Origin of the sequence: Coprococcus hominis (ex Arizal et al. 2022), assembly GCF_040094675.1 — a bacterium.
GTDB classification, from domain to species: domain Bacteria; phylum Bacillota; class Clostridia; order Lachnospirales; family Lachnospiraceae; genus Coprococcus_C; species Coprococcus_C hominis.
In genome coordinates this window covers 22,775-45,740 of record NZ_JBBNHG010000019.1, presented here as the reverse complement: position 1 = coordinate 45,740, position 22,966 = coordinate 22,775, and the positions used below count along the sequence as shown (strand labels likewise).

Genomic DNA, 22,966 nt, shown 5'->3' with positions numbered 1-22,966 from the left:
CAGAAGCCGGTAAGAAACTATATGAAATAGTCTCTTACCGGCTTCTTATATTCGTACTAAATTATAATTATTCTGCGAAGAAATCTACGCAGCCTCCGCGAATATATCATCCACCTTCTCGTAGATTGCTTCCGCGAGCTTCGCGTGCCCTTCCTCATTCAGATGCTCCTGATCGGTGTCACTCGGTGCAGCCACATCGGATGCATCTAAGAAATACAGATGTTCATTTCTCGCGATCTCCGCATAGACATCGGCAAGCCCCTTCGATACATCGACCGACTCTCTGGAAAACTCCGGATCATAGGATTTCTCCCAGACCTTCTCGCCCAGATGGATCGGTGACACAAGCAGGATCTTGCTATCCGGAGCAAAGCTTCGGATCTTCGCGATTACCGTCTCCACACCCTTTCCAATCAACTGTGGTGTCGTCTTGTATGCGGTCTTGCAATCATTGGTTCCAAGCATCAGGATGATAAGATCCGATGCCCCGTGTGTCTCCAACACTGCATTGACAAATTTTGCGCCATTTCGATGGTCTCGGAACGGATCATCGAAGATGGTCGTCCGTCCGCACAGCCCTTCCTCAATCACACGGTACTGCAGAAGTCCAAGCTTCTCATTCAACCGGCTTGTCCAACGGATCCCCCATGGATACCGTGCGTTTTCCTTCGGTACTAATCCATATGTATTCGAATCTCCATAACATAAAATCTGTCTCATCGTTCTCACCTCGATCAATTTCTTTCATGCCCCTATTATATAGCTATAAGGCAATTCTGAAAAATACAAGGTTTTTATATCCGACTATAAGTGTATGTTATATCAAATTTTGATTTACAAACTGAAATCCTTTTCTGCTACAATTCCCGCTCGTTTTTCATAAGCGCAACACTCACGGTAATCATATGAACAGTCACGAAAATTCCAACGATCGATACAAGCAGCGTTGGCAAAAGACCGATTGCCTGATTGAAATTCGACAGGATCATTGCAAACGACTGTCCATAGAAACAAAGCGCAAACACCTGTCCGAATTGTAAGTTCAAATGAAACTGATGATTCATGCTGTTCACAAGGATAGAAAAGAGCAGCGCAACCACTGCGTATTTTACAAAATAACTGAGCATCGTTCCAAGCAGTGTCACGAAAAGTACCGCGTAGATCGACGGAATCATCGCAACAAGACTGTCATTGTTAAACCCATCCTGCAAATAATCAGACAGATAATATACCCCGTAATCTGTCACCTTGGAACCTAGTACCATGCTGATCCGCACGGTCTTGCTTCCAACCGCAAGAAACATGCCCTGTTTTTTGAGGCTTTCGTTCTGCACCGTCTCCTGTGACGTATCCACTAAGAAATTCGCGGCGTTGATATGCATATCAAAATTATTGGACACCGAAAGCGTATCGTCCGTATAATTTACTTCTCCAAGACTCTGTGTGAAAAGCTTCTCAAATCCGCCAAATCCAAAGATGATCGAAGCCGTCGGAACGACGTAGCTGACAATCGACAAGACAAGCATCATAACGATCACATACGCAACAAATCGCCTGCGCGGTAACTCTATCATATCTTTATATTTGGATGGCTTAAACCAGCCATACACGATCTGTTCCGAAAATGTCATCTTCTTACTCCTTTATTACATATCCCTGTTTTGGGATCTTCACAGTCAATATCGTACCCTTATCCGGTTTTGTGCGCACTTCAATCAAAGCACCCACCGACGATTTCAACTGCTTTTGCAGTCCCCGGAAATCCTGCTTTGCCCGGAATTTCTTTACTGGTGAAACACCATTTCCATTGTCAACGATCTGGATTGCGAAACAGTCCAGCCGCTCATAGCTTCGCACAACAACCTTTCCATCCTGCTTCGTTTCCACAGCCGCCTCGACTGCATTTTCCACAAGCGGTTCAATCGTATTGTATGGTACCTTGAACTCTGTCACCTTGTCTTCCACAAGCACCTCAAGTCCCGGATGAATCCGTTTCTGCATGCCGAGATATGCCCGGATATACGAAAGCTCTGTATCGAAAGAAACAAGCCCCTGCTTATAAACTGCATCCATATTGTGCTGCATAAACATCGAGGTATCGTAAATCAGGCGGCTGTTCGACTGATCATGTGTCTTCAAATCTGTAATCGCAGTATTTAACGCCCGATAAATCAGTGCGGTATTGATCGTGCGCACCGCCTGCGACTTCTCATGTCCGACACTGCTCAGCGCTGCATCACGCTCCGCATTCATCTCCTGAATCACCGTTTTCTCGATAGAAATCATCAACAGCACCGCAAATACAAACAATCCAATCTGCAGGACAACGCCCTGATAACTCTTGTAAAACCGGAAGAAATGCAGGATGAATTCCACCAGACACGATCCGGTCAGTATCACATTCGCCCAAAAATTGCTGTAAATGCTCTTATCTGCATATGTGTCTGCCGCTAAATACATAATCAGACATAGCAACAGCAAGCCAACCATGATCAGAATCTTCGTGAAGAACATATAGCTTGCAAAATCGCAGACACCCACTAACTGGAATACGATTCCAGTCAGGAAATTCACCGCATAAACATAAATCAAAATCTCAAAGATCTTCGCATAGCGCCGCTTCATCGCGAAGCTTCGCAGATACATAAAATATAACAGCGGCATCAAAAGCAGGAAAATCTGGCTCGCCATGTACGTTGCAAACTGATTCTTCGTCAGCAGCTGCATCATCGTATTTCCAAAAAAAATCCAAGCTGCCGCAAAGACAATAAACCCAAATCCATACGCTGCCTTCTGCTTGTTGATGTTTTCATTTGTCATAAATAACAGTGACACGCCAAGCAGGATCGTAAGCACTAAGATCATCAGTGACACAACAAATGGAATACCATTTCTCCGTATGAGCCACGATACAATATCTCCACGCGAACCATAATAAATCCCCGGTATTCTGCCACTGTATCTGCCATATGCCGAGGCAAGCTGGATCGTTACTGTCTCCCCGGCTCTCGCGTCAATATCTACCACGTGATATCCGGGCACAGCATTTTTCGTCATCTTGTTATCTGCCAGCACACCGCTTTCATAGACACGACGATCACCGATGGAAACGATCACGTTCTGAAACTCTGTGTAAAAACAGATCGCGCTGTCCTCGCCGGCATCCTCCGGCATCTGATGTGTGATTGTGATGATCTCGCCTTTTTTCGCCTTGAGCTTCGTCGGCAGATCTATGATCTGTTCATCCGATTCGCCCTGCCGGTACAACACCCATGTATCATCAAGCTTCTTTGGCGTGCGGAAGGAAATCTTCTGATTGCCACCGTCCGATACGACAAATGCAAAAAAGAGCATCATCCCTATCCCGACCGCTACGGCAATGATCGTCAATATATTCAGTTGTCGAAAACGCCGTTCATTCATCGCTTACTCTATCATCCCAAAATGCCGCATGGCTTTCTCGATGCCGTCCTGTTCTACCGTATCCGTACGGTACGAAGCAGCCTCAGCCACTTCCTCTGTGCAGACGCCCATCGCAATACTGTTTTGTACATATCGTAACATATCGAGGTCGTTATTGCTATCCCCAAACGCATAAATGCGTTCAAGCGGAATATCATATTTCTCCATCAAAAACCGGATACCAGTCGCCTTGGAAAATCCGTGTGGCACAACCTCTAAGAAATTGCCCTCACGCTGAATACAGGTAAAATCTTCAGACATATAATCAATAAATTCCTGCAGCTTCGGGTTGCCTTCCTCATACCAGCAGGCAAACTTGTCAAAGCAAAATTCCGGATCTTCAATGTTATCAATCATATGGCGCCCCATGGATTTGAAATAGTGCAGAATCTCCTGATACCCGGCGTCCTCGCCAGCCAGTGCGCTATCATAACCGGTATGATCCGTGTGTTCAAAGATTGCCATCATGTGACATTCCCGGCACTTATACGCGATCTCGCGGCAGCGTTCCTGCGGGATACGGTGATGCAGCATCACTTCTCCCTCAGACACAATATATGTTCCGCAACCGCAGACATATCCATCAAAACCGACTTCGCGGATGAAATCATCCACATTTTCCATGACGCGCCCGGTGTTGATGTAGACGAGGTGTCCTCGCTCCCTTGCCTCGCGCAGCGCACGCTTCGCACTCTCCGGAAATGTCCGCTTGCCATCGGTTGTGATCAATGTCCCATCAATATCAAAAAACAACATACAACGTTCTTTTTTCATATTCGTCTATCCTTACTTAAAACTAAACTTCTGGTGTATCGCAGGTAATTAGATCTGCTTCATGAGGTTGATCATCTCAATAGCTGAAAGGGCACAATCGTATCCCTTGTTTCCAGCCTTTGTACCTGCACGCTCGATTGCCTGCTCGATGTTCTCGGTTGTAACGACACCGAACAATACCGGAATCTCTGTCTCCAGTGATACGGAAGCTACGCCCTTGGATACTTCGTTACATACGTAATCATAGTGGCTTGTTGCTCCACGGATAACGGCGCCAAGACAGATTACCGCGTCATACTTTCCAGACTTTGCCATCTTCTTTGCGACAACTGGGATTTCAAATGCACCTGGTACCCATGCGACTGTGACGTCCTCTTCCTTCACGTCATGACGGATCAGACCGTCCATCGCACCACCGACTAATTTGGATACGATAAATTCGTTAAATCTTGCTGCTACGATTCCGATTTTTGCGCCGTCTGCGACTAATTTTCCTTCTAATTTGTTCATTTTCTTTCTCTCCTTATTTTTATTCTTATGCCACATCTCTACATTCTTTCTATCAATGTTCTCCTATGTATGTTCCATGCAGACGCACTCTCGCTCACTTCCACACGCAGCAGACACTAAACTCGCAGCACCACCATTTTTCGATGGCGGCACTGCTTGTTAAGTGCTGGCGTGTTCCAATGGTCTGCATTGGAATCATACATAGAAGAACATCGCAATACACATTTTCCTTTTAGGATGTGGCTATAAACATTCTCATATTTGTACGGAGAGGCGGCATTCACCACCTTTTATGTGTTTGGTATACCGTCTTTCCTGAAATTTATCCTTGTTAGTTTTTTATATATCAATGTCATCAATCTACGTTATCGAGAATATGTCCCATCTTTTCTTTCTTTGTCTTTAAATAGAACATATCGTATTTGCTTGGCTCCATCTCGATTGGCACACGCTCGACGATTTCAAGGTTGTAGCCGGAAAGGCCGTATACCTTGAGTGGGTTGTTTGTGAGCAGGCGCATCTTGTGTACGCCGAGGTCTACAAGGATCTGTGTACCGATCGTGTAGTCACGGGCATCCTCCGGGAAGCCGAGCTTCAAGTTCGCCTCGACCGTGTCAAGTCCCTGATCCTGCAACTGGTACGCGCGGATCTTGTTGATAAGTCCGATTCCACGGCCTTCCTGACGCAGGTAGAGAAGCACGCCTCTGCCCTCCTTGGCAATCTGCTTCATTGCTGCATCATACTGCTGTCCGCAGTCGCAGCGTGCAGAACCAAGTGCATCGCCGGTCAGACACTCGGAATGTACACGGCAAAGAACTGGTTCGCCATCGGTGATGTCACCCTTTACGAGTGCGACATGGTGCTCGCCGTTTAATTTATTTACATAGCCGTAAATCATGAACTCGCCGTAACGTGTCGGCATCTTTGCCTTTGCCACGCACTCGACAAATACTTCATGCTCCTTACGATACTGGATCAGTTTCTCTACAGTAGAGATCTTCAGATCATGCTGCTTTGCAAACTGCTCCAAGTCATCGCGTCTTGCCATCATACCATCGTCGCGCATGATCTCACAGCAAAGACCAACCGGTTTCAATCCTGCAATCTTCATCAGATCTACCGTTGCCTCGGTGTGTCCCTGACGCTCGATCACGCCACCTGGTCTTGCCTCGAGTGGGAACATATGTCCCGGTCTGCGAAAATCTTCTGGCTTCGCATCGTCCTCCACAAACTTGCGTGCTGTAATCCCTCGCTCATAGGCTGAGATACCAGTTGTCGTACTCACATGATCGACCGATACGGAAAATGCGGTGCAGTGATTGTCTGTATTTGTAATACACATCTGTGGCAGATGTAGCTTGTCTGTATATTCCGGTGCCATTGGCATACAGATCAGACCTTTGGCATAGCTTGCCATAAAGTTCACGTTCTCTGTTGTTGCAAATTCTGCGGCACAGATGACATCGCCCTCATTCTCGCGATTTTCATCGTCCATGATCACAACACATTTTCCTTTTTTGAGGTCCTCTACAACCTCTTCAATGCTGTTTAATTCCATGTTGTTCCTCCATTTTATGAATTGTTTATCATTGTCTGTTCATAACTCTATTATGTGTAATTATCGCTAATTTCTCTATAAGAATCCATGCTCTGCAAGAAATCCCATATCAACCTTCGAGCTTTGTTTCTTATTATCCGGCTCTTTGAAATGAAGCAGATGCTCCACGTATTTTCCGATCACATCGTTTTCCAGATTCACAATATCGCCTGCCTTCTTCGTAAGCAGCGTCGTCTCCTGACCGGTGTGCGGAATGATTGATACCTGAAACCGGTCGGTGCTGACCGTCGCGACCGTCAGGCTAATGCCGTCAATCACGATCGAACCTTTCTCGATGATGTATTTCATAATCTGTGGTGTCGTCTCAACTGTCACCCAGACTGCATTTTCTTCCCGCTCCATATTTGCGATCGTTCCAGTGCCATCGATATGTCCGGATACGATATGCCCACCGAAGCGTCCACCTGCCGCCATCGCACGTTCCAGATTGACTTTACTTCCGGTATGCAGTGTGCCAAGCGATGTCCGCCGCATCGTCTCCGCCATGACATCCGCCGTAAATGTATTGCCCGAAATCGAAGTTGCCGTCAGACAGATGCCATTGACCGCGATACTGTCTCCAACCTTCGCATCCTGCAAGACATATGGTGCCTCAATCGTAAGGCTTTCCGATTTCGATGCTTTCCGCGTGGCAAGAAGCGTTCCAACCTCTTCTATGATTCCTGTAAACATATTTCCCGCTTCTCCTTTCGATATCGAAGTAAGATGTCGTCTCCGACCTGCTCCATCCGGTCAAATGCAAACCGGTACGCACCATTTGGATCCGGTACGCCTTTGCCTTCCACCGGGGTTTTCGCTTCCGCACCACCTATGATCTTCGGTGCGATATATACCTGCACCTCCTGTACAATATCCTGTGCGAGTGCCTGCTCATTTAACGTGCCGCCGCCTTCTAACAGGATGCCGTCGATATCCTGTGCACCAAGCTGCACCATCAGATCATACAGATCAATGCGTCCATCTTTTTCCTTGCACTGTAGTATCTGCACATTTGCCCGCTGCAATTCCTTTGCCTTGTCCGATGCACCATCGAGTGTTGCCACGATCGTCGGCACATCCACCGCCGTCTGTACTAACTGGCAGTCCAGTGGGATTCGCAGATGACTATCGCAGACAATCCGGACTGGATTCCTTCCTCCTTCAATCCGGCAGGTCAACGCCGGATCATCCTGTAAGACCGTATTACAGCCCACCATGATTCCTTTCAGCCAGCTCCGTGTCTCCTGCACATGCTGTCTTGCCGCTTCCCCGGTGATCCACTGGCTCTTTCCGGTGTACGCTGCGATCTTGCCGTCCATTGACATCGCATATTTCATAACCACATACGGTAACTTTGTCGTTATATAATGGAAGAATACCGGATTGATCGCATCGCAGGCATCCTTCATCACGCCGGTTTCCACCTCGACGCCATGCTCCCGCAGAAACGCAATGCCTTTTCCAGCCACCTTGTCGTTTGGATCATCACTTCCAACATAGACTTTTTTTATGCCGTGTTCCACGATGGCAAGCGTACATGGGGGCTGTTTGCCATAATGACAGCATGGCTCCAGCGTTACATACATTTCCGCGCCTGTTGCATCCTCGGTAAGACTTGCAAATGCTGCCCGTTCTGCATGCAGATCCCCATATCTTGCATGATACCCCTGTCCGATGATCCGGTCGTCCTTCACGATCACCGCACCGACAAGCGGATTCGGATTGACCGCGCCGGTTCCTTTTTTCGCAAGCTCGATTGCAAGCTCCATATATTCCTGTTTGTATGCCACTTTATCACCTTCTTTGTTCTATTCACCCAAAAATTAAGCCCCGATCACATATCATTATGTCCCGGGGCTTATCCGCATCGAAATCAAATGGCTGTCATCGTGCATCACGCACTGCCATTTTTCTCCTGCAACTCTATCCTTACTCTCTCATCCAGACTATACTGTCGGCTTTGGAATCTCACCAAATCATGCATCACTGCGCGCGGGCTATACCGCCGGTGGGGAATCACACCCCGCCCCGAGTAAATATTTATTTACTTTTTGACACAACTGTACTTTAGCACCATCGTTTTTGTCTGTCAAGTCCTGTCTCAGACCTCGATCTGTGACAATACCTCACCGATCTTGCCATTGATCACAATATCCGCATAGGAATCACGCGGTGTCGATGCCATATTGATGACAACCAGATATTTCCCATGGAAATAATCGATCAGTCCTGCCGCCGGATATACCGCTAACGATGTACCACCGATGATCAGCATATCTGCCTTCGCGATATGATTGATCGAGCGTGTCAGGATACTCTGGTCAAGTCCTTCCTCGTACAGAACAACGTCCGGTTTGATAATTGCACCACATTCGTCGCACGTTGGAATGCCTTTTGATTCTACGATATACGAAAGCGGGAAAAACTTCTTACATTTCGTACAGTAATTCCGGTGTACGGAGCCATGCAGCTCTAACACCTCTTTGCTGCCTGCCGCCTGATGCAGTCCATCGATATTCTGTGTGATGACTGCTTTCAGCTTCCCAGCCTGTTCCAACTCTGCAAGCTTCTTGTGCGCAGCATTTGGCTGTGCCTGAGGGAACAGCATCTTGTCCTTATAGAACTCATAGAATTCTTCCGTCCGCTGCATATAAAAGCTGTGACTGACAATCGTCTCCGGTGGATATTTGTACTTCTGGTTATACAGACCGTCTGTGCTTCGGAAATCCGGAATTCCGCTCTCCGTCGACACACCCGCACCGCCAAAGAATACAATCGAATTACACTGTGCAACTGCTTCCTTGAACTGTTCTATCTTTCCCTGTTCCACATTCTCACGCTTCTTTCTTCTCTTCCATACTCCGTCTGGAGGATCAATCACCCTTTATTTATTCTCTGCATTTGTGACATTGACACTGACCGTACCACTCATCGTATACGTCACACCGTCAATCTCCTTCAAAGTTACAGTCACATTTCCATGATTGCCAACCGGAAGTCCGGAACAGTCAATCGTTGGAACAACATCATCCAACGTCAGCTTCGATACCACATCTGCAAATCCAGATGCCGTGATCGTAAAGTTATTGATCGTCACCTCATACTGATAGCCATCCACCTGCTTGTCAAGCACAAAGCTGTTTACTGTCACAGTCAGCTTCTTATCTTCCAGCTTCGTAATCGAGATATTCACGGTAATCTCTGGTGGGATATCTACCACCGAAACTCCATCCGGTAGATAATCACGAATATCTACATCCGTCTGGTAATCTTCGGTCATTCCACTCACGGACACATCATCCACATCCACGGTTTCTATCTTGGCAAGTGCATCCGCCGGTCCAACCAGTTCCACGCTCTGTGGCTGATATACCACGCCTTCCACGCCGTAGCCATCGCCCGGTGTTCCACGCAGGTTCACCTCGATTGGCACGGACTTGGTTGCATAGATTTCAACGCTTACCTTTGCCGATGCAACGTCCAGGGTAATCTTATCATTTGTAATTTCTTCTCCGTACGCATCATAGATATGAAGCTCCGACTCTGTTTCAAAGCTGGAATATTTCTTGTCTACATCGACCGATGCCCGGATCTCTGTAATCTTCTCGACCGCGCTCTTCGGTCCTTCAACCTTTACGATATTCGGCGTAGAACTCGTTCCACTTACCGCATATCCGTTTTTTGTACTTCCAGTTGTGACCACCTTGATTGGAAATTGCTGTGTCACCTTCTCTTCCAGATTGAGTTTCATCGTATTATCCACGCAGGTAATATTGATCTCACTCTGAACCGTGTTGCTTTTTGCCTCCACAGATATCGATACGGTATCGGTAATCGACATCGTGGACAAATCCGCAATTGCCGTAAAATCATCTTTATCAAGTGTACCGACCACAGATCGTCTGCCCTTGACTATGATATCCACAGTATCTCCACTCACTACATCGTACACCTGATCCAGTTCATCAAGCACATCGCCATTGATCTGAGTGACCGGAATATTGGATATCTGCCGTGTCGTCTGGTAGTCGGAAATATTTGCCACCGCAAGCCAGGCAACAATCGCGAGCAAAACTGCCGAAATCTTGTATCCGATATGTCCAAGCTCTTTCTTATTTTTTCCCATTCTTTTTGCCCCCTTTCCGCAGTCTCGCACGTCTGTGCTCCGGAATAACCGGCTGTAAAGAGGTCAATTTCTTTCGAAGTTCAATTGCGTCCAGATTCCGATACAGGGTTCCACCATACGCGATAGAGATTTCTCCGGTTTCCTCGGATACCACGATCGTCATACTGTCAGACACTTCACTGATACCAACCGCCGCACGGTGTCTCGTTCCAAGTGCTTTGTTCAGATCAATACGATCCGTAAGCGGCAGATAACAGGTTGCTGCAAGTACACGGTTATCCCGTATAATTACCGCACCATCATGCAATGGGGTATTGTGCTCAAATATATTGATCAGAAGCTGCCTTGTCAAAGCCGCATCGATCAGAATACCTGTATTCTCGTATTCTCCAAGTGCAACATCCTGCTCGATAACAATCAGCGCACCGGTCTTTACCTTACCCATATCAATCGAAGCTGCAACGAGCTCATCGATCGTATGATTGTTGACGCGTTCCAGATGCAGGTTCTTATCATCCCTCGCCAGAACATCTGTAAAGATCTTCTTTCGTCCCAGTTCTTCCAGTGCACGCCGAAGCTCTGGCTGGAACAGAATGATCACCGCAATAATACCGACACTGATCGTGTTCCGGAATATCCACAGGATCGTATTCAAACGAAAAAGGGTTGCCAGTCCGACAAAGATAAACAACACAACAATTCCTTTGAACAAGGTCCATGCACGCGTCTTTTTAAACCAGATCATGACATGGTAAATTACATACGACAGAATAATGATCTCAATAATGTCCGTCACATGGATCTTCGGTATGTAAAACCAATCAAAATATACACTTAATGCTGTGAGTAACTTTTTCAAACTAACACCCCTTAACCATCGCTAGTCTTATCGATTTATCTGTCCGTTGTTTCGGTTTTGCTGTGGGCGTGGCTGTCTTGCCTGACCATTTGCACCCTGCTGTGGGCGTGGCTGTCTTGCCTGACCATTTGCGCCCTGCTGCGGACGTGGCTGTCTTGCCTGACCATTTGTGCCCTGCTGCGGACGTGGCTGTCTTGCCTGACCATTTGTGCCCTGCTGCGGACGTGGTTTCTTCACCTGTTCCGCAACTTCTTCCTCCGTCATGGTTTTTACACGTTTTTTCTGTGCATTTTCCACCTTCGGAATCGCCTTTACATAATAATAGTAATCATCATCTTCAAACTGCACGGATTCCTTGTGCGAGTAATCAATCACACTCTTACACATCTGTACAATCACGCCAAGCACACCCCCGAGAATCGCGCCGAGTACCAGACTGCCCGCCGGAACGCTGACGTCAACCAACATGCCGCATACCATAAATACCAGAATCGTAAATACGCTTCCAACACCGATCGCGACATACCATGCATAGTCAAAATTCAACTGATGAATGAGTGCCGTCACCATAACGATAACCACAAATGCAATGATTGCAAGCAGCATTGCCTTGTCCTTCATCATACCATTTACAATATAGGAGTATCCCTGAAAATCCGCATCCTCACCAAGAAGGATGGTTGCTCTTGCCTCTTTCGCATACTGTGCAAAATAATAAATTACCACACCAAAGGCGGCTGGAACCGCTCCAGAAAATCCTGCAAAGATTGCTACCATAACAGGCGCCGCAAATGGAATCTTCAGCATATATAAGATTGGCACCAATGCCAGTACATATCCCGTGTTCTGGAACATCCGAATATAGGAGCAATACATCACAAGGAATAACAACAGGCACAAAACGCCTACGTCCATCGATACCGAGAAGCAATGAACGGCAACGACAACACCAGCCAGAAATACAACAACCGGTCCTGTCACAAGTGCACAGATCACAGACAATAAAAATGTGATAACACCTCTATGTAAAAACTCACTATATCCAAACAGAGAATTTATACAGGAAAATACAATAAACGAGAAGATAAACCGAAGAATCGGAGTGGTTACCTCATCATATTTTCTCAAAAAATCACGTATGGAATTTCTCACTGCTATCAATCCAGTCATTCGTTTTCTCCCCTTCCTGCACCGTTCGGTGTATTTGTATTATAGACATGATCTTCCCGGTACATACCTTGCTGTTCCTGTCTGATCCGCTCCAGCTGTTCGCGCTCTAACTGCGCGCGGCGTGCGCGGATTCTGCGTCGTTCTTCTTCCATCTCTCGCTGTCTTTGCGCTTCTTCCTGCTGCTTCTCTGAAATACGCTCATTCCGACGCTTTACATTCTCGATAATCTCCTGATTCTTGCGTTCCTGCTGTGCCTGCAGCTGCCGCTGTACCATCTCCGAACGGCTGACATTGGCACGGGATGCCTGCTGTGGCGCATGCGCTCTGGCTGCAGAGACATCATCGGTCGTACGCTTTGTATCGTCTACCATGCGTCGCTGCATCTCCGGCGGATCGTCCGCATGGATCAGTTCTTTCAGGTTAATATTGTACTGTACCAGTCCATTTCTTGCTTTCTTATACCGATAATTATACAGGACAAATGCAAACAGAAAATAGATTGCACAGATGATTACATAGCCACCCAGCATCTTATATACGACTGCAAAATAATCCAGATCATTCAATTTCTCTAAGATACTGTCAAATGTCATGAATATGTATCCTGCAATGACACACCAGTATAGTACTGTCACTGCCACCCATGTTTTTAACACATTATAACGGACATAATCACTTCTATAATATTTACTCACAACCAAGCTTTTGTTCTTCTCATGTTTCTCAAATATCGCAAGCTTCGTCATAAGGATGGTTTTCTTCTCGTCAACCATATCCATACCTCTCAAACCTTTATTCGGCAAAGCCGTTCTTTCTTATCATATCGCATCTTGCCTTTAAAATCAATCTTTGATTCCCTGTACTATTTGAAAATACGGTGAATTTTTAATGCGTAGCATACTTTTTCAAACCATTTATCATATAGCTCAAAAACATCCTGCAGGATTTCCATACCGGATACCCTGCCAGCCGGTAGGTACGATATGTCATCCGTGCCGATTTCAGCTTGTTCCTTGACTTTCCATGCGCGGATAAACGATACTCCAGCAACGGTTCATCGATGCCAACCGCATATGGATATGCCCGCAGCATCTGAAGCCAAGTCAGATAATCCTCATGCACCTCGCTGTGCTGCATCGGATATTTCAGCAGAATCTCCCTTGGTGCAACCACGGAAGAACAGTTGATCACATTCGTTTTCTCCAGCTCTGCAAGTGTGATTTTCTCCGGGGTATGCATGATCGTCTGTGTCAGGCTTCCGTCCGGCGTCATCAGCACACGGGCGGTATTGCAAAGACAGGCTCCCGTCTGTTCCAGAAGCTCCACCTGCTTTTTCAGTTTTCCCGGTGCAAACCGGTCATCCGCATCTAAAAATGCAATATATTTTCCGTCTGCCTCCTGCACGCCCCGGTTTCTTGACACCGCGACTCCACTATTTTCTGCATTCTGCAGCACCCGGATGGAAATATCTGCCGTCTGTGCCGCGTGCACATCGAGCCACGCCTGCACACATGCCACGGAATCATCCGTTGAGCAGTCATCCACCAGTATCACCTCGTGCACATATTCCTGTGCCACCGCGGAGGCAAGTGCCTCGCATATATACTGTCTTGCGTTGTAACATGGAATGATCACTGAAACCATATTTACTCTCCAAACATCATTTTCATAATCCGCTCGGTCGCGTGTCCGTCGCAGGCACTCATAAATTTCTGCCGGAATTCCTGTACCTTTTTCTTATCAAACCGCTCATCCACATGCTGGATATACTCAATCATCTCTTCAGTCGTCGTGTGGATCGGTCCCGGGACAAAGTCCTTATAATCATAATAAAATCCACGCCAGTCATAATAGTTATCCAGATCAAATGCAAAGAAGATCATCGGCTTTTCAAACAGCGAATACTCAAATACAAGCGACGAATAATCTGAGATACAGATGTCTGCCACAAACAATAATTCCTCGATGCTCATATCATCCGTCAGATCAAAGGCAAAATCCTCGTATCCTTCCGGAATCGCAGTCCGTTTCTTCACAAATGGATGTAATTTAAACAAGAGTATATAGTCCTTGCCCAGCGCATCACCAAATGCCGCAATATCCAGCTTATTTGGTGTCTTTGCTTTTGCAACCCTGCCACGGAACGTCGGTGCATACAAAATCACCTTCTTACCCTTTGCCTGTGGCACTACCGAAAGCAGTTTTTCCTGTGCTGCCTTTTTTGCTTCTTCATCATAGAAGATATCCGAACGGGAAATACCGGTTGGCACAACCACGCCCTTTTTATCCTGCAGCGACATTGCCTCCTCATACGCCCAGACAACCTCTGGGGAGCTGACTGTCACATAGGTGTAATTTCCATGATATGGGTATTTCTCCAATGTCTTTCTGTCATCACCAAAGATCAGTTCTGCGGTACTCATACCGAACTTTTTAAACGCACCACAGCCATGCCAGAGCTGCGTAACGATCGTCTCCTTACGCATTGGAAGTGCCGCGATGACATCCGAAGACTCATTTAAAAAGATATATTTTGCATCTGCGATATCTGTGATCATCGCCTCACAGGCATGCTGATAATCCTTCCGCTTTGAGAATCCGCTGCGCAGGAAATGTGTATGAATCTCGTATTTGTGTTCCTCCTGCACCTTCTTGTACATCAGGGAAAAACTGTCACTGATCTTGCTCTCCCGCACCTCGATAAAGACAACCTTCTTCTCGTTGACCGGTCTTGCCGCATATTTATTGTAAAGCTTCGGATAATGCTTTCGCAGCATCTCATAACGGTACATCCTGCGGATCTGCTTTCTGCACGCACGGTACACTTTCCGCAGTGCCCGGTATGGAATCGTCTTCTGAATCGTCTTAAATACAATCGTCTTCTTGAATTTTTTAAACAAGCTTTTCAACATCGTTTCTCTTTGTCTCCTCATGTAAAATATATCGAATCAATCGTTTCGTTGCATTTCCATCACAACAGCTCATATACTGCTCCCGGAACGCATGACGTTTCTCTGCGTACACATCCTTCCCCAATGTGCCAGCAACCGCATCCGCGAGCTGTTCTCCCTCTGTCACAATCGCACCCGGCATATCTTCATAGGAAAGATACCATCCGCGGTCTGTGCCATAGGTTTCGAGATCCGGTGCAAAAAACAGCAGCGGCCGGTCAAGCAGCAAATATTCAAATAAAACAGACGAATAATCGGTAATCAGCAGATCCGCCGAAAAAAGAAGTTCGCCCGTCGTAAGTGGCTGCGCCTCTCCCCGTTTCAGCATATGCGGATGCAGACTTTTTATCACCAGATAATCGGGATTTTTCGCAAGCTCATCGATCCATGCCTCCCCGATTGTCCGCTCACCCTTGCTTTGCTGTCCGGCATTGCCCCGGAAGGTCGGTGCCCAAACAATCACGGTTCTTCCGTTCCTTGCACCATAGATCTGCTCGAATTTCTCCCGCATCGCACCTTTATATGCCTCATCAAAATAACAGTCTGTATAGCTGCTTCCGTACGCCCGCACCGTCTTCGGATTCTTAATCCGCATCGCCGAGGTAAAAAACGGCCGGCAGTAAGAACTACTCACTGTGACAAGATCATAGTTTTTATAGACATTCCCCCTATAAAACCGGGGAATATCATCCTGTGCATCATAGCCAAACCGCTTAAATGCGCCGCAGCCGTGCCAGAGCTGGATCACCTTTGTTCCTTTACGCTTATGGCAGGAGGAAACCGGCAAGAAATTATCCTGCAGAATAACAAACTCCGCCTGTGCATAAAGCTTCATAAATGCAAGCATCCGACGCATACCTGCCTGCGCAGACATCGCCTGCAGATCGAAGAAATCATCCACTACCGTCAATCCTTCCTGCAAGAGCAGTGCATCATGCAGCCGCTGCATCGACGGAGGGCATGCTGTCTTATGTTCATCCGCGAACACAACGAGCCCCTTTGTCACAGGCTTTCTGCAGCAAATAAAATAGTAGATCGGAAACAGCACATGCTGTGCCATCATTTTTATAATCTGTTTGATATAAAAACCCATATTATTCAATCATCTCTTCATAGACAGGAGCTATCTCATCGATATCTCCAAATGCTTTCATTTCCCCATGCTCCAGGATCATGGCCTTGTTGCAGATACGCTTCACCTGGTCCAGATTATGCGATACAAAAAGTACAGTCACTCCGGTATCCATCATATCGACCAGCTTCTTCTCGCTCTTCTTACGGAATTTCGCATCGCCGACCGACAGCACTTCATCCAGGATCAGAATGTCCGGACGCACCACGGTCGCAATCGAGAATCCAAGTCTCGCCTTCATACCGGAGGAATAGTTCTTCAGCGGTACATCGATAAACTTGCCAAGCTCGGAGAACTCCACGATCTCATCGAATTTTTCTTCCATGAATTTGCGCGAATGTCCAAGCACCGCCCCGTAGAGGAAAATATTTTCCGCCCCGGTGTACTGCATGTCAAAGCCGGCACCAAGCTCGATCATCGGCGCAAGCACACCCTGTTTCTCAATCGTTCCCTCTGTCGGTTTGAACACACCTGCAATCACCTTCATCAAGGTTGATTTGCCCGCGCCATTTAAGCCTAAGATTCCGACTCTGTCGCCCTGCTTGACCGAAAAGGTCACATCCTTTAATGCCCAGAACTCCGTGTATGCAATATCATGTTTGACAAGCTTGATAAAATATTCCTTCAGGCTGTCGACCTTTTCCTTATTCAGATGAAACTCCATGCCAACATGGGATAATGTAATTACGTCTTTTCTTGTCTCTTCGCTCACGATATCTCCTCCCATGCCTTACAGATGCAGGATAAACTGATCCTGCTTCTTATTGAATACTGCAATTCCGATCACGATGCAGACAAATGCAAAGGTGAAGGAATAAATCAGCATATGCGCACTCATCGCCCTGCCGAACACACAGTTACGGAAATTGTTGATAATACAAAACAGCGGATTGAATTTCAAAATCCAGCTTACATTACTATTCAAAATCTTCTTTGGATAATAGAAGATCGCACAAGTATACATAATCAGCATCAATGCAACGTTCCACAGATATTCCATATCCCGGAAATACACGCCAATCGTCGCAAGTATCATACCCGCGCCAATGGACAACAAAAACAGATTTAGCAGCGGTACGATGGCAAGCAGTGTACGCCATGTCGGGAACACGCCCAGCACCAGTGCAACAACCGCAAGCACAACAAGCGATATCAGAAACAAAATGTAATTGAAACAGATATTCGCAAGCGGATACAGATATTTCGGAACATACACCTTCTTGATCATCGCCTCATTCTGACGGATGGACTTTAGGGCAGACGTCGTTGACTGTGAAAACAGCGTATACATCAGCCGTCCGGTCAGGATATAGACCGGAAATGATTTCTCCTTGTGTCCAAGCAGCGTACCGAATACCAACGTCAATACGATCATCGTAAGCAATGGCTCGATCATCGACCAGACGATTCCGAGATACGATCGTCTGTATTTTAATTTGATTCCTTTTCTGACAAGCTCCGTAAATAAATTGTTATATTGACGAAACTCCTTGATTTTTGTTCCCATATTTTTCCTATTCCCTGTCTACATGATTTCCCGAAGCACCTGTACGGTGTGGGAAAGTCCGGTCTTCATATCGTATTGTGGCACAAAGCCAAGTTCTGTCTGAAGCTTTGTCGTGTCAAGTGTTGCCTTGGTCGCCTTCGAATAGCCCGCCTGCTCCGTCGCATCCGGTAAGTCAAACACGACCTGTTTATCTGCGAGATCCGCGAGCTGCTTTGCGACATCGCGAAGCTGCACATCCGAATCCTTCGAACAGATATTGTATGCCTCACCATCTTTGCCATCTAACATGACAGCAAGGATACCTGCGACACAGTCTGCCACATAGGCATATGAAAACTCCTGTGTTCCCTCGCTCTTTAACACGATATCTTCCCGCTTCACACTCTTTAAGATGAACTGGGACAGTGCTTTTGTATCGCTCAGCAGCATCGTCGGACCGTACACACGGGACAGACGCGGAATTACGACATCCATCGCCTTTTGTTTGCGGTATGCCTGACACAATGCCTCACCGGTACGCTTGCTCTCCGGATATCCGGCACGCATCGTGTTGCAGTCGATATAGCCGAGATAGTCCTCTGCAAACTTATCCGTATCGCCACGGTTTTCTCCGTAGATTTCAACGGAAGATAAAAATACAAACCGCTTGCAGCCTGCCTCCTTCGCATAATCGAGCAGATACTGGGTACCGAATACATTTGCGGTGATTGTTCCAATCGGATCGCTCGCATAGGCAACCGGATGGGTGTTGCTCGCCGCATGGATTACATAATCGATTTTCGCTGGCAAAGCCGGATTTCCGACTACCTTCTCATTGATATCCTGCTTAATAAAATGAAACTGTGGACAATCCGCATAGTCCGCGAAACGGGCACGCGCCTTCTCCTCATTTCTGCCTAATATATACACTTGCGTATTTGCCTGATAATGCTTGTCTGCGTACAAAAGTGCATCCACCAAGAAGCTGCCGATCATGCCGGTGCCTCCGGAGATCAGCACCGATTCGTCTGCAAGCTCCTGTACCTCGATCATGCTTGCAACGGCACACACATCCTGCAAATAAAGTTCACTGTCATATAAATGCATCGCTGTCTCTCCTACTTTAACCATTTATCCTTCTCTGCGGTCAGATAACCCTTGAAAATCTCCAGATCATCCTTCGTCGTAAGCTTGATGTTCTTGTCCGAGCCCTTCGCAAAATACAGGCGCTCGCCAAGCTCTACCATCATCGTATTTGTATAAGAAGAACCGTAGATACCGATTTCCTCTGCAAATGCCTTCTCGTATGCCCACACAAGCTTATCGAACTTGTATGCCTGTGGTGTCGATACGCGGCGCAGTGTCTCACGTGGAATGTATTTCGTTGTAGATGCCTCATCGTCAATCACGAAGATCTGCTCATTGTAAGGAAGGGACGTAACACCATTTCCAAACTCATTACATTTCGCAATGACATCCTCGAGCACCTCGTCGTCGACCAGAGGACGGATACCATCATGAATGATGATGTTATCATCTGCAGAGCAGACATCCTTCAAGTTGTAGACACCATTTCGGATAGATTCCTGTGCGCTGTTTCCACCAGAGATCACCCATTTTACCTTTGTAATATTGAACTGCTTGGCATACGCCCATAACACGTTATGCCATCCGTCGATACAGACAACCTCGATTGCATCGATCAGATCATTTCTCTGAAAACTCTCCAGCGTATAGATCAAAACCGGTTTGTCATATACGTTGATAAACTGCTTCGGGATATCCTGTCCCATTCTCTGTCCGGAGCCTCCGGCAATAATCACTGCTACATTCATGTGCGATACCTTTATCCTTTCTCGTTTTTATCCTTTAATGCGGTCTGCTGATTCTTATCCACACCCTCCGAGCTTTCCTTACGGAACACGATACGGAAGGTCAAAAGCAATAATTTCAGATCCAACCGATAGGAGTATTCCTGAATATATGTCAGATCCAGTTTCAATTTATCAATCGGTGTGGTGTTGTATTTACCGTACACCTGTGCATATCCGGTCAATCCCGCCTTTACCTTCAGACGGAAATCAAAATCCGGTACCGACTCCTCGTATTTCTCGAAGATCTCCGGTCGCTCCGGTCTTGGACCAACCATCGACATATCGCCGACAAAGACATTGAACAGCTGTGGCAGTTCGTCCAGATGGAGATTTCGCAGCACCTTTCCAACTGGTGTGATTCGGTCATCATCTTTCTTCGCAAGCTGCGCACCGTGCGCCTCCGCATCAATACGCATACTTCGGAACTTATAGATCATAAACTGTTTTCCACCCCGTGTCAGCCGCACCTGCCGGTAAAAGACCGGTCCGTGGTCATATGCCTTAATCGCGATCGCAATGATCAGCATGATTGGGGATGCTACGATAATTCCAACCCCGGATATTAACAGATCGGTTGCGCGTTTGAAGAAACGCTGATCTGCCTGCAAGCCGATATTTCTTGACAAAAATACCGGTGTATCTACCAGATGCATATCATCCGAGCCTTTCATGATAATATCCGTGATCTTCGGAATGACATAGGTACGGATAGAATGCTTAAAGCAATATTTCAATATATTATTTCGGTCTTCTGACGGCAGATCATACAGCACGACGCCTTCGAAATCCAATACATCCTGCTGGATTTTCTCCATACCCTGCTGATAATTTAATACCTCACAGATCTGATAACGATCACGTCTGGCATTGATCTTAAGAAGGAAATTCTCCGGCGGATAAATACCATAGATCACGATCAGCTTCCGCGGTGGGAAAAACAGCATGTAGATATGCTGGATCAAAATCACCCAGAGCGTCTCAAACACAATCTGTATGATTACCATTATGATAACCGGAAGCACGTTCATATAATCACGCGATACCATGCAGATGAAAATATACGCAACAGCTCCACCGATCACGATTGCAAGTCCATGTGACAGACACAGATCAAGCACGCGCATATAGCTTAATTTATATCCATTGAAGCTTTTGGTGATCAGAAACAGAAAGACGGCATACAACCCGATCACGACATAATTTCCCCGAAAGAATAACGGATTGTGATACTCTCCAAACCAGATCACACCAAATGATACTGCCTCAAATACCCATATGATCAAATTCGCAAGCAAACTCAATGCTCTTCTTCGTTGTTCTTCTAAGTACATAGTTCCTCTTTTACAAATAAGCTGCGCTCATTTGTCTCTTTCCAAAAACACGACAGTCGCACCGGAGACATAAACTATGTTCCGATGCGACACCCCGCTTTTTTATTTAAATTGCTGGATCGGTCGGGTCCCATGTCTGGCTGCCCGGTATCTTCTGCAATACCGGCTTACCGAGTGGTCCCGGATCACTGGAATTATAGATCGTAATCTTTGTGCCTCTTGGACAATTATCAAAGATCCACTTTGCGTCAATAACCTGTAACCGGACGCATCCATGCGATACACGTTTTCCGAGGTTGTTATAGCTGCTTGGAATCAGTGTGCGCGGATTCGTCTTATTATATAACACCGAATGGAATAAGAAATCGCCCTGTATCTGAGAACAATACTGTCCCTGTACACCACCCATCAGTGCATTCCAACGCCATTTACCAGCCAGATAGAAGGTTCCAACCGGAGTGGCGTCACCCGGCGAACAGGTCATTGCCTTGATTGGCACGCCATCCTTATAGATCGTAATGCAGCTCTCCTGCTTGTTTACACGAATCTCATATGTATCCTTCGTAATCGCTGGTGGTTCAATATAAACATACGGCTTCGCCGTTGTCCCCGGTGCCTTTCCGCCCTTTTTGACGAGCTGGATCTGGATTGCCTCCATCCGTTTTCCACCATTGGTTGTACCTGCCATCTGTCCATTTTTCGCCCAGTCAAGCCAGCCGAGTGACTGACAATGGACACGATAGTAAATATCGTAATATGCTGTAATATCGCCGGTCAGATGCATGCAGATGGCCTCGATCCGCTTTGACTGACCTGTCGTACCACTCACGCCATTGTTCGAAACATCCTTTGTCCAGCCAAGGGACTGCACATGGGTATTATAGACGATACCGCCTGTTACACCCTGTGTCTTTAAATCAATCTTGATCGCTTCGAGACGTTTACCCTTTCCAGTAGTACCCGCGATTGTTCCACCTGGCACTGTATTCATCCAGCCATAAGACTGTGCATGTACCTGATAATTTACTGTGGCAGCCGGCGTTACCGATGGTTTCTGGATCAGCTTGATTTCGATTGCTTCAAGACGTTTTCCCTGTCCAACTGTGCCAGCTGTATCGCCGCCTTTTGTCCATGAGCTCCAGCCATACGTCTGCATATGTACACGGTATAATACCTCATAGCGATTTGCAAGTTCACCCGTCAGTTCCATCCGGATTGCTTCCATACGCTTTGACTTCCCAACCGTTCCGGCATACTGTCCTTTATCTGCAAGACTTCTTGGGGATGCTCCATTCGTATCGGCATCCACCCAGTTCATCCAGCCATAAGTTTGCACATGTGCCTGATAGCGAAGTCCGCCTGCATAAGATGTCCCATTCTGTTTTAAAGAAATCGCAATCGCTTCGAGACGTTTCCCCTGCCCGGTCGTACCTGCCGTCTTACCATTCTGAGCTGGATTCATCCAGCCGTAACTCTGTGCATGTACACTATATGATACTGTCGGCATCGCCTCCGCTGCCTGTGTGGTATTCGTTGGCAATACGATCACACTGAGCAGCATCACAAGCGATAATAAAAATGCTCCTATTTTTTTCATAATCCTGTACGCGTCCTTGAAAGCCCGCTTCTCCTTCACTTGATTTTTGTAAATCACATAATTGACATTTATTATATATAATTTTCCTGTTCTTGTC

The 22,966-nt window shown here is 46.6% G+C and carries 22 protein-coding genes and 1 riboswitch; all 22 genes read right to left on the bottom strand.

Features of this window, described 5'->3' with window-relative positions; translation table 11 throughout:
• Positions 1 to 84: 84 nt before the first annotated feature.
• The 22 genes from AAAT93_RS01185 to AAAT93_RS01080 all read right to left on the bottom strand — a co-directional run bounded on the left by AAAT93_RS01185 (position 85) and on the right by AAAT93_RS01080 (position 22,869).
• On the bottom strand, positions 85 to 720 hold the full coding sequence (locus tag AAAT93_RS01185) for a GDSL-type esterase/lipase family protein (RefSeq protein WP_118545844.1): 636 nt from the start codon (positions 718 to 720) through the stop codon (positions 85 to 87).
• A gap of 137 nt (positions 721 to 857) precedes the next feature.
• A complete protein-coding gene (locus AAAT93_RS01180; RefSeq protein ID WP_021985731.1) occupies positions 858 to 1,631 on the bottom strand; it encodes a DUF1189 family protein in 774 nt (257 codons plus the stop codon).
• Positions 1,632 to 1,635: 4 nt separating this feature from the next.
• A complete protein-coding gene (locus AAAT93_RS01175; protein WP_227573325.1) occupies positions 1,636 to 3,423 on the bottom strand; it encodes a hypothetical protein in 1,788 nt (595 codons plus the stop codon).
• Positions 3,424 to 3,426: 3 nt separating this feature from the next.
• Positions 3,427 to 4,236: an HAD family hydrolase gene (locus tag AAAT93_RS01170; protein WP_117780783.1), complete on the bottom strand. Its 810-nt coding sequence runs from the start codon at positions 4,234 to 4,236 to the stop codon at positions 3,427 to 3,429.
• A 48-nt stretch (positions 4,237 to 4,284) separates the two neighbouring features.
• A complete protein-coding gene (gene ribH / locus AAAT93_RS01165; RefSeq protein WP_021985734.1) occupies positions 4,285 to 4,746 on the bottom strand; it encodes a 6,7-dimethyl-8-ribityllumazine synthase in 462 nt (153 codons plus the stop codon).
• Between the two features lie 355 nt (positions 4,747 to 5,101).
• On the bottom strand, positions 5,102 to 6,304 hold the full coding sequence (locus tag AAAT93_RS01160) for a bifunctional 3,4-dihydroxy-2-butanone-4-phosphate synthase/GTP cyclohydrolase II (protein WP_227573324.1): 1,203 nt from the start codon (positions 6,302 to 6,304) through the stop codon (positions 5,102 to 5,104).
• A 75-nt stretch (positions 6,305 to 6,379) separates the two neighbouring features.
• Positions 6,380 to 7,036, bottom strand: coding sequence for a riboflavin synthase (ribE, locus tag AAAT93_RS01155; RefSeq protein ID WP_227573323.1), 657 nt, complete (start codon positions 7,034 to 7,036; stop codon positions 6,380 to 6,382).
• Positions 7,018 to 8,112: a bifunctional diaminohydroxyphosphoribosylaminopyrimidine deaminase/5-amino-6-(5-phosphoribosylamino)uracil reductase RibD gene (gene ribD, locus AAAT93_RS01150; protein ID WP_227573351.1), complete on the bottom strand. Its 1,095-nt coding sequence runs from the start codon at positions 8,110 to 8,112 to the stop codon at positions 7,018 to 7,020. Before ribD ends, ribE begins: the two co-directional genes overlap by 19 nt.
• Positions 8,113 to 8,268: 156 nt before the next feature.
• A riboswitch (FMN riboswitch) is annotated at positions 8,269 to 8,383 on the bottom strand.
• Between the two features lie 61 nt (positions 8,384 to 8,444).
• Positions 8,445 to 9,173, bottom strand: a complete 729-nt coding sequence (locus AAAT93_RS01145; protein WP_117780837.1) for an NAD-dependent protein deacylase — start codon at positions 9,171 to 9,173, stop codon at positions 8,445 to 8,447.
• A 54-nt stretch (positions 9,174 to 9,227) separates the two neighbouring features.
• Complete coding sequence (locus AAAT93_RS01140) at positions 9,228 to 10,469, bottom strand: CdaR family protein (RefSeq protein WP_021985739.1); 1,242 nt, start codon at positions 10,467 to 10,469, stop codon at positions 9,228 to 9,230.
• Entirely contained in the window at positions 10,456 to 11,328 is an 873-nt protein-coding gene (gene cdaA, locus AAAT93_RS01135) for a diadenylate cyclase CdaA (RefSeq protein ID WP_021985740.1), read from the bottom strand. The genes AAAT93_RS01140 and cdaA overlap by 14 nt, the downstream gene beginning before the upstream one ends.
• Before the next feature lie 27 nt (positions 11,329 to 11,355).
• The gene (locus AAAT93_RS01130) at positions 11,356 to 12,498 is read right to left on the bottom strand and encodes a proline-rich domain-containing protein (protein WP_118545842.1); all 1,143 of its coding nucleotides are present in this window, start codon (positions 12,496 to 12,498) and stop codon (positions 11,356 to 11,358) included.
• Positions 12,495 to 13,271, bottom strand: a complete 777-nt coding sequence (locus tag AAAT93_RS01125; protein WP_117780779.1) for a hypothetical protein — start codon at positions 13,269 to 13,271, stop codon at positions 12,495 to 12,497. The genes AAAT93_RS01130 and AAAT93_RS01125 overlap by 4 nt, the downstream gene beginning before the upstream one ends.
• 112 nt (positions 13,272 to 13,383) lie before the next feature.
• On the bottom strand, positions 13,384 to 14,142 hold the full coding sequence (locus tag AAAT93_RS01120; protein ID WP_117780778.1) for a glycosyltransferase family 2 protein: 759 nt from the start codon (positions 14,140 to 14,142) through the stop codon (positions 13,384 to 13,386).
• A gap of 2 nt (positions 14,143 to 14,144) precedes the next feature.
• Positions 14,145 to 15,410, bottom strand: a complete 1,266-nt coding sequence (locus AAAT93_RS01115; RefSeq protein WP_118545840.1) for a CDP-glycerol glycerophosphotransferase family protein — start codon at positions 15,408 to 15,410, stop codon at positions 14,145 to 14,147.
• Complete coding sequence (locus tag AAAT93_RS01110; RefSeq protein ID WP_227573322.1) at positions 15,391 to 16,542, bottom strand: CDP-glycerol glycerophosphotransferase family protein; 1,152 nt, start codon at positions 16,540 to 16,542, stop codon at positions 15,391 to 15,393. Before AAAT93_RS01110 ends, AAAT93_RS01115 begins: the two co-directional genes overlap by 20 nt.
• Position 16,543: 1 nt before the next feature.
• Positions 16,544 to 17,245, bottom strand: coding sequence for an ABC transporter ATP-binding protein (locus AAAT93_RS01105; RefSeq protein WP_242995418.1), 702 nt, complete (start codon positions 17,243 to 17,245; stop codon positions 16,544 to 16,546).
• 66 nt (positions 17,246 to 17,311) lie between these two features.
• On the bottom strand, positions 17,312 to 18,088 hold the full coding sequence (locus AAAT93_RS01100; RefSeq protein WP_021985747.1) for an ABC transporter permease: 777 nt from the start codon (positions 18,086 to 18,088) through the stop codon (positions 17,312 to 17,314).
• Positions 18,089 to 18,106: 18 nt separating this feature from the next.
• Entirely contained in the window at positions 18,107 to 19,198 is a 1,092-nt protein-coding gene (locus AAAT93_RS01095) for an NAD-dependent epimerase/dehydratase family protein (RefSeq protein ID WP_227573321.1), read from the bottom strand.
• On the bottom strand, positions 19,186 to 19,902 hold the full coding sequence (locus tag AAAT93_RS01090; RefSeq protein WP_021985749.1) for an IspD/TarI family cytidylyltransferase: 717 nt from the start codon (positions 19,900 to 19,902) through the stop codon (positions 19,186 to 19,188). Before AAAT93_RS01090 ends, AAAT93_RS01095 begins: the two co-directional genes overlap by 13 nt.
• Positions 19,903 to 19,913: 11 nt before the next feature.
• Complete coding sequence (locus AAAT93_RS01085) at positions 19,914 to 21,272, bottom strand: exopolysaccharide biosynthesis polyprenyl glycosylphosphotransferase (protein WP_227573320.1); 1,359 nt, start codon at positions 21,270 to 21,272, stop codon at positions 19,914 to 19,916.
• A 106-nt stretch (positions 21,273 to 21,378) separates the two neighbouring features.
• Positions 21,379 to 22,869 carry a L,D-transpeptidase family protein gene (locus AAAT93_RS01080; RefSeq protein WP_227573319.1) on the bottom strand — a complete coding sequence of 497 codons (1,491 nt, stop codon included), beginning with the start codon at positions 22,867 to 22,869 and terminating at the stop codon, positions 21,379 to 21,381.
• Between the last annotated feature and the right edge of the window lie 97 nt (positions 22,870 to 22,966).

Excerpts from the sequence above, each read along its gene's own strand:
- AAAT93_RS01185 (WP_118545844.1), bottom strand. The coding sequence starts at position 720 with ATGAGACAGATTTTATGTTATGGAGATTCGAATACATATGGATTAGTA.
- AAAT93_RS01180 (WP_021985731.1), bottom strand. The coding sequence starts at position 1,631 with ATGACATTTTCGGAACAGATCGTGTATGGCTGGTTTAAGCCATCCAAA.
- AAAT93_RS01175 (WP_227573325.1), bottom strand. The coding sequence starts at position 3,423 with ATGAATGAACGGCGTTTTCGACAACTGAATATATTGACGATCATTGCC.
- AAAT93_RS01170 (WP_117780783.1), bottom strand. The coding sequence starts at position 4,236 with ATGAAAAAAGAACGTTGTATGTTGTTTTTTGATATTGATGGGACATTG.
- ribH (WP_021985734.1), bottom strand. The coding sequence starts at position 4,746 with ATGAACAAATTAGAAGGAAAATTAGTCGCAGACGGCGCAAAAATCGGA.
- AAAT93_RS01160 (WP_227573324.1), bottom strand. The coding sequence starts at position 6,304 with ATGGAATTAAACAGCATTGAAGAGGTTGTAGAGGACCTCAAAAAAGGA.
- ribE (WP_227573323.1), bottom strand. The coding sequence starts at position 7,036 with ATGTTTACAGGAATCATAGAAGAGGTTGGAACGCTTCTTGCCACGCGG.
- ribD (WP_227573351.1), bottom strand. The coding sequence starts at position 8,112 with ATGGAGCTTGCAATCGAGCTTGCGAAAAAAGGAACCGGCGCGGTCAAT.
- AAAT93_RS01140 (WP_021985739.1), bottom strand. The coding sequence starts at position 10,469 with ATGGGAAAAAATAAGAAAGAGCTTGGACATATCGGATACAAGATTTCG.
- AAAT93_RS01130 (WP_118545842.1), bottom strand. The coding sequence starts at position 12,498 with ATGACTGGATTGATAGCAGTGAGAAATTCCATACGTGATTTTTTGAGA.
- AAAT93_RS01125 (WP_117780779.1), bottom strand. The coding sequence starts at position 13,271 with ATGGTTGACGAGAAGAAAACCATCCTTATGACGAAGCTTGCGATATTT.
- AAAT93_RS01120 (WP_117780778.1), bottom strand. The coding sequence starts at position 14,142 with ATGGTTTCAGTGATCATTCCATGTTACAACGCAAGACAGTATATATGC.
- AAAT93_RS01115 (WP_118545840.1), bottom strand. The coding sequence starts at position 15,410 with ATGTTGAAAAGCTTGTTTAAAAAATTCAAGAAGACGATTGTATTTAAG.
- AAAT93_RS01110 (WP_227573322.1), bottom strand. The coding sequence starts at position 16,542 with ATGGGTTTTTATATCAAACAGATTATAAAAATGATGGCACAGCATGTG.
- AAAT93_RS01105 (WP_242995418.1), bottom strand. The coding sequence starts at position 17,245 with ATGGAGTTTCATCTGAATAAGGAAAAGGTCGACAGCCTGAAGGAATAT.
- AAAT93_RS01100 (WP_021985747.1), bottom strand. The coding sequence starts at position 18,088 with ATGGGAACAAAAATCAAGGAGTTTCGTCAATATAACAATTTATTTACG.
- AAAT93_RS01095 (WP_227573321.1), bottom strand. The coding sequence starts at position 19,198 with ATGGTTAAAGTAGGAGAGACAGCGATGCATTTATATGACAGTGAACTT.
- AAAT93_RS01090 (WP_021985749.1), bottom strand. The coding sequence starts at position 19,902 with ATGAATGTAGCAGTGATTATTGCCGGAGGCTCCGGACAGAGAATGGGA.
- AAAT93_RS01085 (WP_227573320.1), bottom strand. The coding sequence starts at position 21,272 with ATGTACTTAGAAGAACAACGAAGAAGAGCATTGAGTTTGCTTGCGAAT.
- AAAT93_RS01080 (WP_227573319.1), bottom strand. The coding sequence starts at position 22,869 with ATGAAAAAAATAGGAGCATTTTTATTATCGCTTGTGATGCTGCTCAGT.